The 12,755-nt window shown below is 44.3% G+C and carries 10 protein-coding genes and 2 tRNA genes; 9 read left to right on the top strand and 3 right to left on the bottom strand.

The window, feature by feature from the left end; genetic code table 11:
* Positions 1–14: 14 nt before the first annotated feature.
* The 3 genes from V7R42_RS16815 to rsgA form a co-directional block, all read right to left on the bottom strand.
* Positions 15–890, bottom strand: a complete 876-nt coding sequence (locus V7R42_RS16815) for a DMT family transporter (RefSeq protein ID WP_334021444.1) — start codon at positions 888–890, stop codon at positions 15–17.
* A gap of 3 nt (positions 891–893) precedes the next feature.
* Complete coding sequence (gene asd, locus V7R42_RS16810; protein WP_334021441.1) at positions 894–1,841, bottom strand: archaetidylserine decarboxylase; 948 nt, start codon at positions 1,839–1,841, stop codon at positions 894–896.
* Positions 1,842–2,090: 249 nt separating this feature from the next.
* Positions 2,091–3,134, bottom strand: a complete 1,044-nt coding sequence (gene rsgA, locus V7R42_RS16805; protein WP_014975509.1) for a small ribosomal subunit biogenesis GTPase RsgA — start codon at positions 3,132–3,134, stop codon at positions 2,091–2,093.
* A gap of 86 nt (positions 3,135–3,220) precedes the next feature.
* On the opposite strand from rsgA, the gene orn reads away from it, so the two are divergent.
* From orn to ilvN, 9 genes are all read left to right on the top strand, one after another.
* Positions 3,221–3,766, top strand: coding sequence for an oligoribonuclease (gene orn / locus V7R42_RS16800; RefSeq protein WP_334021439.1), 546 nt, complete (start codon positions 3,221–3,223; stop codon positions 3,764–3,766).
* A 101-nt stretch (positions 3,767–3,867) separates the two neighbouring features.
* Positions 3,868–3,943 (top strand) — tRNA-Gly (locus V7R42_RS16795).
* 162 nt (positions 3,944–4,105) lie between these two features.
* Positions 4,106–4,181 (top strand) — tRNA-Gly (locus V7R42_RS16790).
* A 602-nt stretch (positions 4,182–4,783) separates the two neighbouring features.
* Positions 4,784–7,255 (top strand): TonB-dependent receptor, encoded by a 2,472-nt coding sequence (locus V7R42_RS16785; protein WP_334021437.1) that lies wholly within the window; start codon positions 4,784–4,786, stop codon positions 7,253–7,255.
* A gap of 93 nt (positions 7,256–7,348) precedes the next feature.
* Complete coding sequence (locus tag V7R42_RS16780; protein ID WP_334021436.1) at positions 7,349–8,917, top strand: tetratricopeptide repeat-containing sulfotransferase family protein; 1,569 nt, start codon at positions 7,349–7,351, stop codon at positions 8,915–8,917.
* A 144-nt stretch (positions 8,918–9,061) separates the two neighbouring features.
* Positions 9,062–9,523 carry a hotdog fold domain-containing protein gene (locus tag V7R42_RS16775; RefSeq protein WP_334021434.1) on the top strand — a complete coding sequence of 154 codons (462 nt, stop codon included), beginning with the start codon at positions 9,062–9,064 and terminating at the stop codon, positions 9,521–9,523.
* Positions 9,524–9,756: 233 nt separating this feature from the next.
* Positions 9,757–10,134: a DUF413 domain-containing protein gene (maoP, locus tag V7R42_RS16770; protein WP_334021432.1), complete on the top strand. Its 378-nt coding sequence runs from the start codon at positions 9,757–9,759 to the stop codon at positions 10,132–10,134.
* Between the two features lie 273 nt (positions 10,135–10,407).
* Positions 10,408–12,126 carry an acetolactate synthase 3 large subunit gene (locus V7R42_RS16765; RefSeq protein WP_334021430.1) on the top strand — a complete coding sequence of 573 codons (1,719 nt, stop codon included), beginning with the start codon at positions 10,408–10,410 and terminating at the stop codon, positions 12,124–12,126.
* Positions 12,126–12,623, top strand: a complete 498-nt coding sequence (ilvN, locus tag V7R42_RS16760; protein ID WP_334021427.1) for an acetolactate synthase small subunit — start codon at positions 12,126–12,128, stop codon at positions 12,621–12,623. The genes V7R42_RS16765 and ilvN overlap by 1 nt, the downstream gene beginning before the upstream one ends.
* The last annotated feature ends 132 nt before the right edge of the window (positions 12,624–12,755 follow it).

Raw genomic sequence — 12,755 nt, 5'->3', positions numbered from 1 at the left:
GACAACAACACGCGTTAATCTTCATTTGCACTATGCAACTTATGCGTGTTGAGCGTTTCATAAACTGATGCTGAAGTTATAAGAATTCCACCCAGCAGTGCACTTAACCCAGGTTTTTCGTTTAGCAAAATAATAGCAAGGAAAACACCGTACAGTGGCTGCATACAGGCAATAAGCGAAAACGTTTTTGCCCTAAGATGCCGTAGGCTCGCAGCAATAAGTGCATGAGGAAGCGCAGTAAATACGGTGCCTAACAGCAATAGCATTAGCCAAGAATTAGAAGATGCAGACGCTATTTCTGCACTGCCTACAGGCAGCATTAAAATACTGATAACTAATGTTTGCCACGCCATGGCTTGCGCACCGCTGTAGTGCTTAAAGTGCTTACGATGAATAAGGTTTCTAAACGAATACAAGATGGCGGAGGCAATACCGATGAGAACGCCAAGGGTAATGTCATTTTCCAGTGATGTCTCTGGCACTATTAAATAAACGCCAACGACCACCGTAACGGTAGATACGATATCCTGCCAGACCAGCCTTACCCGCTCAAAAAAAGGCTCGATAAGTACCGTGATTACAGGAAAAGTAAAAAGGGCAATCATGCCAACAGACACCCCAGCATATTGCATGGCGGCAAAATAGGTGACCCAGTGCAGTGCCATAAGCACGCCTAAACCGAGGGCAACGCCGTAGTCTTTTTTTGAATTCAGCTTTATTTTGTTCTTCGCCAATTTCAAAAAGGCAAACAACGCTATGCAGGCAAATACTGAACGAACAAGAGTGATATCACTGGCGCTAAGTGGTACAAGCCGAGAGAAAAGGGCTGTACCACCAAGTAAAATTACCGTGAAATGAAGTGAGATCAGGCTTTTTTTAACAGCATCCATAAATTAGCTGTCAGCGCCCTCTGATTTTGTCTCGCCCTTATCACCGGCGGTTGTTTCATTCGCAACTGGTGTATCTTCAACGGAAGCTTGTGCAGTTGATATAAGCGCCATAGGTTCGCCAAGACGGGTGACCATGCCAGGGGCCAAGTCTTCAAAATCAATCATATCTTTTTCGAAACACACAACAATGGTAGAACCAAGCTTAAAGCGGCCTAGCTCGGCACCTTTTTCAAGGAAAACCGCGGCTTCGCTGTCTTTTTCGTATGACCAGTGCTGAACGTTTTTACCCGCAGGTGGTGTAACTGTACCTGCCCAAACGGTCTCAATGCTTGCCACAATGGTCGCGCCCACAAGAACCATTGCCATTTTGCCCACTGGCGTGTCGAACAGTGCCACGACGCGTTCATTACGTGCAAACAGACCTGGAATATTTTGTGCTGTAAGAGGATTTACCGAAAAAAGTTCGCCCGGCACATACAACATGTCTGTAAGCGTGCCCTCAATAGGCATATGAATTCTGTGATAATCGCGAGGGGCAAGGTAAATGGTAGCAAACTTACCATTTTTAAATGGCGCAGCTACATCAGGCTTACCGCCCAATAAAGTGGTAAGGCTAAAGTCATGGCCTTTCGCCTGAAAAATACTGTCGCTATGAATATCGCCAAACTGACTTACCGTACCGTCAACAGCATGGATAAGCACGTCATCGTTTTCGTCAATGGTACGGGCTTCAGGTTTAAGCGGGCGGGTGAAGAACTTATTGAAGCTTCTATAATGCTCTGGTTCCTCATGCAGCGCTTCTGACATATCAACGTTGTATTGCTTAATAAATGCCTTGATGAAAAATGTCGTAACACTACCCATTTCTGCTTCTGCAAGTTTGCCTACAAGGCGTGAAAGCAGGTGCTTTGGTGTAACGTATTGTAAATTAACTTTAAGCCAATCTAACACAAAATATCTCCGTTTCTTTTATGCAAGCAATAACGCATTGCATAGATAGCGTTATTGTATAGTAAGTCGTGGTATTAAGAGCAACTTTAGGGTTATGAGTGCTTACACAAAAGCATAAGCACGTGGTTCACACCAAAAGAATAAATTGCCGAGTTAGCGACGGCTATTACGCGTAAGTAGTGCGTGTACTTCTTCGGTCGCTCCAACGGGTTTAGCGCTCCAGTGAAGGTTGAAACCCAGTGGCAGTTGTTATGCCCCGGGAGGCTGGCTGTGACTAGGGCGCTGCTCTTCCATGGTGGTTAAAATTCTATGGTAGCTGTCGAAGCGTTCAGCGCTAATTTTTCCTTCCTCTACAGCTTCTCTTAGTAAGCAGCCGGGGTCATTTAAGTGCTTGCAGTCTCTGAATTTGCAGCCGCCCAAATAATCTCTGAACTCAATAAAGCCCCATGTAATTCGTTCGGTAGGAATATGCCACAAGCCAAATTCACGTACCCCTGGAGAATCAATTAAATCACCCCCAGCCGGCAAATGAAGCAATTTAGCCGCAGTAGTTGTGTGTTGACCTAGCCCCGAGTTATCTGAAATATCGCCAGTTAATTCATCGGCGTCTGGCAGAACTTGGTTAATAAGGCTAGATTTGCCTACACCCGATTGCCCTACGAAAACGCTGATATTATCGTTAAGGTATTCATTGAGCTTGCTAATGCCTTCACCGGTTTTGCAGCTGGTGAAGAGCACTTCGTAGCCTAAGTTTTCGTACGTCTTAAGCTGCTCTGTAACGGTTGTGCGTTCCTCTTCACTGAGTAATTCTACTTTATTAAGGACAATCAGCGGCGTGATGCCTATGTCTTCACAGGCAACGAGATAACGGTCGATAATATTCAGTGACAGGGTAGGTAATATAGCGCTAACCACAATAATGCGGTCAATATTCGCGGCGATGGGTTTAATACCGTCGTAATAATCTGGACGAGTCAGGACAGAGTGCCTGTCTTTTACAATTTCAATAACCCCACTTACACCTGACTCAGCGTCATCCCCTTTACTGAAAAACACCTTGTCACCACACACTACAGAGTCTACCGTGCGGCGAATGTGGCAGCGAGATACTGCGCCGTTTGCGTCTTCAACGTCGGCGTGTTTACCAAAGCGACCAATTACCGTACCGCTTTCTAGCGTGCTTTCATCAAGGTTCGCCGCGCCCTTTGACGCGTGCTTTTCACGCAAGCGCTTGCTTCTGTTTGCTGCAACTTGTCGTTTCTGTCGTTGTGTAAGTTTTGGTTTTTTCGCCACGATTCTTTTCTAGTTTCACGTATACTATGTCAATAATACCGTTTGTAGGGCATGGTTGCCATGTCTGTAGCGCAAAGAGGAAAGTAATGAGTAAACACGACAGTAACCTTGTTTGGATAGACATGGAAATGACAGGGTTAGATCCTGAAACCTGTGTAGTAATGGAAATCGCGACTATTGTTACCGACGCACAGCTGAATATTTTGGCGGAAGGCCCTGTAATAGCGGTACATCAAAGTGATGACGTGTTAAACAATATGGACGAGTGGTGTACACGAGTTCACGGTAAAAGTGGATTAACTGCACGTTGCCGAGAAAGTAAAATAAGTGTTGAAGAAGCATCAGCGCAAACTATTGCCTTTTTAGAGCAATGGGTAGACGCGGGTAAATCACCGTTATGTGGAAACACCATAGGGCAGGACAGACGCTTCATGGTTAAGTACATGCCCGAGCTTGAAGCTTACTTCCACTATAGAAATATTGATGTGAGTACAATAAAAGAGCTAACGCGCCGCTGGAAGCCTGAAATTTTAGATGGTTTCGAAAAGAAAGGCGTACACCTAGCGCTAGATGATATTCGCGAGTCTATTGAAGAAATGCGCTATTATCGTGAGAAAGTGTTTACGATTTAAGCATTCAAACATTGAGGTGCAAAAAAAGTAGAATTAAAGGTTGCGTTACCCCAAAATTTTTGTAAAATGCGCACCACTTCAAACGAAGTACCTCTTTTGTTGCGGGAATAGCTCAGTTGGTAGAGCACGACCTTGCCAAGGTCGGGGTCGCGAGTTCGAATCTCGTTTCCCGCTCCAAATTTTAAAACTGATAGTAATTTTTACTTTCAGTGGGCGTGAAAAGCGCGACCCCTAGTGGGCCCGCGACCGAGTGTCGGCCAGTTGGCGAATCTCGTTTCCCGCTCCAAATTTAAATCTGAATCTAATCAGATATCAAAAGATGCACAGCATCGACTCTATGCGGGAATAGCTCAGTTGGTAGAGCACGACCTTGCCAAGGTCGGGGTCGCGAGTTCGAATCTCGTTTCCCGCTCCAAATTTTTCAGACACCTCAAAAATAAAAACTTATCTAATTTTTAAGTGCGACCCCTTGAAGGGCCCGCGACCGAGTGTCGGCCATTGCTTCGCAAAGCGTTCAGTTCTATTTTTCGTTCCAGACTTTCTTGCCCCACATGTCGTTTTCCTGTCTTCCATAATCCCATGCACTGATTCTGGGTATAAATTCGCATTCCTGTGCACTAAACTCGTGCAGTTTTAATATGATTATAGGGGTAATTGCATAAGGCATTGATATCAATATTAAAAAAATCTTCTTCATGGGTTCTGATAACGTGCAAGTGCCCTATCATGCGACACTTTGTGGGATTATTTGCACTTTAAATGAATAAATATCTCGTTTTACTCTGGCTTTTGCCGTTTTTTATATTAGAATGCGCGCAAATTCCGGCACGTATTCTGCTGAGTCCTAGGCCCTAGGCCTTTTTAGTGGATAGCAACGAATAATAAGAATGCTACCAATAATGGCCGGTACACATTTTTACCAAACTCACGCTAGAAACATCTAATCAGAAGGATTCTGTTTTTTCCTATGGAACGGGCTAGTGATTTTTTAGCAACGCCCATTTTAAGAGAGAGAACATGCATAGTAAGAGTGCTCCTTTCCATGTTTCCGCTGTAGCAGGTGCAGTGCTAGCCGCTTGCGTAAGCCCAGGCGTTTATGCCCAAACGGTTGCAGTAGACGAAAAACAAATTGAAAAAGTAGAGGTAACTGCAACGCGCAGAAGCGGTACGCTACAAGAAGTACCTATTAATATCTCAGCGCTAACGTCAGACGTTTTAGACCAACAGAATATTGAAGATCTTGACGGCGTAGCGCGTTGGGTACCTGGTCTTACTGTGACTGATCAAGGCGGTCGAAATGACTCTCCAATTATCGTACGCGGTCTAAATACTAATTCATCAGGCCCTGGTTCAAATGGCGGCACGGTCGCCACCTACTTTGGTGATATTCCTCTTTTCCTTAATATGCGTCTTGTAGACGTAGATCGCGTTGAAGTTCTTATTGGTCCACAGGGTACGCTTTACGGCGCAGGAACCTTGGGCGGTGCTATTCGTTACCTACCAAAAAAAGTCGATTTAGAGTTTATGTCTGGGGAAGTGACCGGTGACGTGTTCAGCATTAGCGAGAGCGATGCTCTAGGCGGAGAAAGCAGTATTGTCTTCAACGCACCCATTATTGATGGTGAATTAGCGGTACGCGCGTCACTAAATTATTTCAATAACCCAGGCTTCCTTGACTACAACTATGTGGTAAAAGAGGGCGGTGTGTCACTGCCAGATCCCGATTGGTCTAACGAAGAAGAGGTGAATAGCAACCTACGTCGTGTTGAAGATGCTAATGGTGAAGATACGCTAACAGGACGTATTGCAGTGCGTTGGGCGCCGAACGATTGGTTCGACAGTACCTTGACTTACTTCTACCAAAAGCAAGATGTTGAAGGCCGTTCTATTACCCATTACAACGCACTTTCTAACGAAAACCCTTTAAGCGAAGTTATCGGCAAGTACGAGTCAGCGTATCGCTATGAAGAGCCTCGCGAGAAAGAAGATGAACTATTGAGCTTGGAAATGAGTGCCGATCTGGGTTTTGCTGAATTAGTCTCTGCAACGGGCTTATCTAACTTTAATGCAAACGGTCAACGTGACCAAACAGACTTACTGATTCGTTTAGACTATAGCTATGAAGAATTTCCAGCATTCTCTTCTTACACCGAAGAAGAATCTGAACGCGAAGTCTTTACACAAGAGCTTCGCCTAGTTTCGCAAACTGGCGGCCCTCTATCTTGGATTGTAGGTGGCTTTTATTACGACTTAGACAGTGATGGCAGTAGTAAAGAATTTACGCCTAACTTTGATGTTTATGCCATCGAGGTGTGGGGCGTAGATGGTAACTATCGCCCAGACTCCCTTGAATACTTTTCAGTAGACGAAAGCGAGGTTACTGAAAAAGCGTTATTCGGAGAACTTACTTACGAGTTAACAAGAGACTGGGACGTAACATTAGGTCTGCGCGCCTATCAATATGATGTCTATTCGCGTTCGGCAGTAGATTTACCGCTGTATAATTCTGTTTTTGAAAGTCGAGCGTCTGATTCTATTGTACTAGATTATGGTGAGACAGAAGCTGACGATAGCGGCACGTTATTTAAGTTCAACACTAGCTATCAATTTACCTCTAGTACTATGGGTTACTTGACCATCAGCGAAGGCTTCAGAATTGGTGGCGCGAATAGCGTTGGTGCTTGTCCTGATAATGTTGACGATCTGAATAACCAAATAGTTTGTGCTACTCCTGAAGAGCAACTCTATGAGGCTGACACTACAACTAACTACGAGCTAGGCGTTAAAACCAGTTTCTTTAGAAATAAGCTCCAATTAAATACAGCATTATTCTATGTTGACTGGCAGGACCCTCAGGTATCAGGTGCCACCATTAATGGCCAGCAGCCGATCATCGTTAACGCTGAAGGTGCAGAGTCGAAAGGCGCTGAATTCTCTGTTCGAGGCATAATTGGCGACAATATCACGACTTATGCAACATATGCCTACACACAAGCAGAGTTAACTGCAGACGCACCTTTCTTATTCGGCGTGTTCGATGACCAAGGCACAGAGCTTCAAGATTTTTACGATGGTAAAGATGGTGATCGTTTACCAGGAACTGCAGAACATCAGTTCTCGTTCGGTATTACGTATAGCCAAGAAGTATTCGACGATAAAATGTTAAACGTAAACTACGGTATCACTGCGCAAAGCGATGTGTATACCACCGTTGGTCTTCGTCAAGATGGTGAGGCGCTACCTGGTTATGCCGTAAGTAATTTAAACGCCACTATTTCAGATGAAGATTGGTCAATAACCCTATATATCGATAACTTATTCGATAAGTATGCGTTTACTTCAACTCGTCGTAACGTAGGCGATATTGGTTTAGGTCAGTTTAACGACACCCTTGAGCCAAATGGTACCGAGTTACAGCGAAACTATGGCCACTATGTGTTAACACCACGTACTGTGGGATTGATGTTTAAGTATCAATTTGGCATGTAGTATAGTTATCGCAATACGATACAATAAAAAGGCGCTTACGCTTAACGTGTAAGCGCCTTTTTCGTATTAAAACGGTTTTGAAAAAAGATAAAAATGAATACAAGTAATACTCGCTTAGACGACGCCGTAAGGTTTTTATCACAACGTGATTATCAGCAAGCGCACCGCTGCTGCGTGGAAGTGATCCAACAATTCGGGCCGCATGCTCACGCCTATTTTTTACTTGGCATAATTCATATTGAAATCGGACAGATAGAAAAGGCAATCGCCTTGTTAACGAAGTCTAACGAAATCGAAAACCGTCCTATCACCTTTGCCTATCTAGCCAAGTGTTTTGCGTTAAAAGGCGATATGCAGCAAGCGCTAGACTGTGTGGCTCGTTCGCCAGTAAAGAGCCTTACCCGTGCTCTCGACTTAGATACGGTTGGCGTTTCATTATCGAGAGTAGGCCTACATGAGGATGCTATCGCCTATTTTGAAAAGGCCCTTGCTTTGGCGCCATCAAATCCGCAATACCACTACAACTATGCTGTTAGCTGCAAGTTTGCAGGAAAATTTGAGCTAGCCAGAAAGCATTTTGAACAAGCCATCGATAGTGAGCCTAATTTCTTTCAAGCGCATTTTGCCCTGTCTGATCTCGGCGGCATTTCGCTTGAAAATAATCATTTAGCGCGACTTGAGCCCTTAGTGGAAAAAGTAAAGGCAAACCCCGATGCACGACTTCACATAGGGCATGCTCTCGCGAAAGAGTATGAAGCACTAGGTGATTACACTGGTGCTTTTGAATCCCTGCAACACGCGAAAGCGCCCCAGAAGGCACGTAGCGAAAATACGCTGAAAGATTATCAGGCAATCTTTGATACTCTTCATGCTAATTTGCAATCACAGGTTAGCTCGAACTCTTTTTCCACTAATGTTTCTCAAAGCGAGGTCCCAATATTTGTAGTAGGTATGCCGCGCAGCGGCACCACGCTGGTAGAACGTATTTTAAGTCATCATTCGTTAGTTGCCTCTGGAGGAGAGCTGCAAGATTTTGGCGTTGCCGTTAAGCAGGTAACCCAAACTAGCAGCCAACTGGTGCTTGATACGCCTACCATTGAAAGTGCGTATAAGAGTGACTTAGCCAAAATTGGAGAGCTTTATCTTCAGCGAACGGCTTTCTTGCGACAAGATGCAAAGCACTTAATCGACAAACTGCCCTTTAACTTTTTTTATATCGACCTAATTCGGCAGGCACTGCCTAACGCCAAAATAGTGTGCTTACTGAGAGATCCTATGGATACCTGCGTAGGCAACTTCAGACAGCTGTTTTCTATCCACAGCCCTTACTACGCTTACGCTTACGACATCGATGTGATAGGGCAGCTATATAAAAGTTTCGAAAAGTGGGTGAGAAAATTTGCTGACACATATCCACAAGCAATTCGGCTGCAATCATACGAGCAACTTGCTCAGCATCCAGAAACCGAAGTTAAAGAGCTATTGGCATTTTGTAACTTGCCTTGGGAAAAGCAGTGCCTACAGGTCGAAAACAATAAGCTTCCCGTATCAACAGCAAGTAAGGTTCAGGTAAGAGAGCCAATCAATACCCGTTCAATTGGGCGCTGGAAGCGCTACGCTTCGCAAACTGAGGCACTGCAAAAGTCATTAGGTATTCTTTAACAGAAAAAACACAGATTCATTTGCAACCTTTAAACGTAACGACTATGTTAACGCTACACTTACTGGTCTAACCAGATTGCGCAAGAGCCGGTGTATCCGCGCCGCTTTGCGTTCAAATTATTTAGAAAATCGGCGTGAACAATTATGTCAAAAAACTACGTACTCAATACTTATAACAAATTCCTCAAGCTGCCCTTTGGCAAAAAGCTATTTAGCTGGTATTCAGCGCGCAGGGCGCCTTATTTTTCAACGGTTTCACCTTTAATAACAGATATTAAACCTAACTATTGTGAAGTACTCATAAAAAAGCGCAAAGCGGTGCAAAACCACATTGGAACGGTTCACGTTATTGCTATTTGCAATGGTCTGGAAATGGCCATGGGGTTCATGTGTGAAGCATCCATACCTAAAAACCTTAGGTGGATCCCAAAAGGTATGGAAGTAAAGTATCCGGCGAAAGCAGACTCAGATATTCGTTGTGTAGCAGAAGTGCCAGCTGACGCATGGAAACCAGGTGATTTACCTATTTCTGTTAAGGCGTATAACGCTGAAGGCACCGTGGTCGTCGACGGAACCATTACGGTTTGGGTAAGCGAAAAACGCTGATATCCCACTTATATTAAAAGGCCGCGCTTGCGGCCTTTTTTATGCTCTTTTAAAACATTCAATATTAAGTTTTTACTACAGCTACTTTTCTGTTTGACAGAAAATAAAAATCCAACTAAGAATAACCTTGAAAGCGATTAAGGCGCTATATCAGTAGTCTATTTCATTCAACAGTTGGTGTTGCAATTTTGTCTGTGTTTACAACGCAGGTATTAGCGGTGGAAGAGGTTAAGATGTCTGTAATCACAAAAGAGCAAGTCGCAAGAAAACCCTTTATAGATAAGAAAAATTACCCGTACGGCTTTGCCCGTTCAGGAGATTTTTCAATTAATGAAAGTAAGCTTCTTCAGGCTCATGGTAGTTTGTTCGCTGCACTGGTGGACGGGAAAATTACGCCAGAGAATGATGAAGAACAAGCCTATTTGGAATCGGCTCTTGGTCATCGTGACCCTGCAACACCGCAAGAGAAAGCGTGGTTGAAATACCAAGCCAGAATAAACCGTCCAAAAACTGCGAGTATTTATGGCTCTAAGCGTGCTGCTGAACAAGATATTGACGATGACGACGATATGAGCGATAACAGTGACCTTGATATCGACCTCGATGATTAAGCTTATGCCTTTATGCATTTAAAACGTGTAAAGGCGCCTCTCTTAAAGCAACTATGTTTATTGTTTGTGCTGTTAAAATTGTGTAAATAAATATCCTATTTCCTGTCAAAATTACACTTAAGTCGAAATATTTATCCTAATTATTGCGAATATTGGGATATATATCTCACTTTTACGCAATTTGGTGTTTTATCTTCCTATTACCTTAGATATAGTCGGGGCAACGTCAACGTACGCTGACAAACCCCCCAACCCATTACAGGAGAAAGCACTGTGAAAATGATGTCGGGCGCAGCCATGGTGGTTGAAGCGCTAAAAGATGTAGGAGTGACACACGTGTTCGGTTACCCAGGTGGTGCCGTATTAGACATTTATGATGCGTTATTTGCGCAAGATGATGTCAAACACGTCCTCGTACGTCATGAACAGGCAGCCGCCCATATGGCGGATGGTTATGCACGTTCAACTGGCAAAACCGGCACAGTGCTCGTCACATCAGGCCCAGGCGCTACGAATACTATTACGGGTATTGCTACTGCGTACATGGACTCTATCCCGATGGTAATTTTATCAGGACAGGTACCCTCCAAGCACATTGGTGAAGACGCATTCCAAGAAACTGACATGGTAGGGTGTTCGCGTCCTATCGTTAAACACAGTTTTTTGGTAAAGCGCGCGGTAGATATTCCAGAAGCGATTGCTAAAGCCTACTATATTGCCAACACTGGTCGTCCTGGCCCGGTGGTTGTAGATTTACCAAAAGATATAGTGAACGTAGCAGAAGAGCACCCGTACGTGTTCCCAACTGACGTGACTATGCGTTCTTATAACCCAACTGAAAAAGGCCATCCTAAGCAGGTTAAAAAAGCAGTTGAGTCACTACTTAAAGCGGAGCGCCCGGTGCTTTATGTCGGTGGCGGCGCAGTAGCCTGCGATGCGTCAGCAAAGGTTATTGAGTTAGCTGAGAAGCTAAACGCCCCGGTAACCTGTACGCTAATGGGTCTTGGCGCTATGCCGGGTACACACAAGCAATTTATCGGCATGCTAGGTATGCACGGTACGCTTGAAGCGAACAAAACCATGCATAATGCCGACTGTATCATTGCACTAGGTGCACGTTTTGATGACCGTGTTACCAATAACGTTGATAAGTTCTGCCCACATGCGGATATTATTCACGTCGATATTGACCCAGCATCGATTTCAAAAACCGTAAATGCGCATATTCCTGTGGTAGGTTCGGTAGATAAAGTACTTGATCAAATTTTAAGTCAGGTAAATAAGAAAGACTTGTCAGGTCAAAGCGAAAAGCTGACCGACTGGTGGCAGCAGATAGAAACATGGCGTTCTCGTGAGTGCTTGAACTACGCACAAGGTGAAGAAGTCATTAAGCCACAGCGCGTTATCGAAGCCTTGTACAAGCACACCGATGGTAAAGCCTATGTAAGCTCTGACGTAGGTCAGCACCAAATGTTTGCTGCGCTTTATTACCCTTATGATAAACCGCGTCAGTGGATTAACTCAGGTGGTCTTGGCACTATGGGCTTTGGTTTACCGGCTGCAATGGGTGTGCAGTTTGCGCATCCAGGCTCAACGTCGGTCGTAGTAACAGGGGACGGCAGTATTCAAATGAATATTCAAGAGCTATCTACTTGTTTACAGTACAACCTGCCTATCAAGATTATTTCATTGAATAACCGTGCTCTTGGTATGGTTCGTCAGTGGCAGGATATGATTTATAAAGGACGTCACTCACATTCTTATATGGATTCAATGCCTGACTTTGTGAAGTTGGCAGAAGCTTACGGACATGTGGGTATTAAAGTAGACAAGCTCGACGAGCTAGACGCAGCAATGGAGAAATGTTTCAGCTACACAGATCGCTTAGTGTTTATGGACATAGCAGTAGACCAAAACGAACACGTATATCCAATGCAAATTAAGTTTGGCGCAATGGATGACATGCGCTTGAGCAAGACGGAGCGAACCTGATGAAACGTATTATCTCTGTATTAATGGAAAACGCCCCTGGCGCACTTTCTCGAATTGTTGGTGTATTTTCTCAGCGTGGTTATAACGTTGACTCACTATGTGTAGCTCCAACTGATGACGAAAGCCTTTCACGTCTAACGATTATCACGCACGGCGACGACAAAGTTATAGAGCAAATTACTAAGCAAGTTAACAAGCTTATTGATGTGCTAAAAGTGGTAGATCTTACTGAAGGTACGCACATTGAACGCGAGCTTATGCTAATTAAAGTCGCGACTCGCACAGAGTCAGTTCGAGCAGAAGTGAAGCGGAACTCTGATATTTTCCGTGCGCGTATTGTGGATGTGAACGTAAACAATTACACCATTGAAATTACAGGCACCACAGATAAGCTGGACGCATTTGCCACGACTATGGGGCAATGTGCTGAAATTATCGAATCATCGCGTACCGGCGTGTGTGGACTTGCGAGAGGTGATAGGGCGCTTCGCCCTTAAGCTTTGCCTGCCTCTCTAAAAGTAGAGCGTATTTCATATTTTCAAAACTGAAACCTTAGCGAGTAGCGAATTACCGCATACACTTTCTAAGGTTTCAGTTATTTCTTTCGTTATTGAAGATGCATTTGAACG

This window comes from Alteromonas sp. S015 (assembly GCF_036864485.1).
GTDB lineage: Bacteria > Pseudomonadota > Gammaproteobacteria > Enterobacterales > Alteromonadaceae > Alteromonas.
This window is presented reverse-complemented; position numbering and strand designations above follow the sequence as displayed.

Coding starts and splice junctions, on each gene's coding strand:
- V7R42_RS16780 (WP_334021436.1), top strand. CDS start 7,349: ATGAATACAAGTAATACTCGCTTAGACGACGCCGTAAGGTTTTTATCA.
- V7R42_RS16815 (WP_334021444.1), bottom strand. CDS start 890: ATGGATGCTGTTAAAAAAAGCCTGATCTCACTTCATTTCACGGTAATT.
- ilvN (WP_334021427.1), top strand. CDS start 12,126: ATGAAACGTATTATCTCTGTATTAATGGAAAACGCCCCTGGCGCACTT.
- maoP (WP_334021432.1), top strand. CDS start 9,757: ATGTCTGTAATCACAAAAGAGCAAGTCGCAAGAAAACCCTTTATAGAT.
- orn (WP_334021439.1), top strand. CDS start 3,221: ATGAGTAAACACGACAGTAACCTTGTTTGGATAGACATGGAAATGACA.
- V7R42_RS16775 (WP_334021434.1), top strand. CDS start 9,062: ATGTCAAAAAACTACGTACTCAATACTTATAACAAATTCCTCAAGCTG.
- V7R42_RS16785 (WP_334021437.1), top strand. CDS start 4,784: ATGCATAGTAAGAGTGCTCCTTTCCATGTTTCCGCTGTAGCAGGTGCA.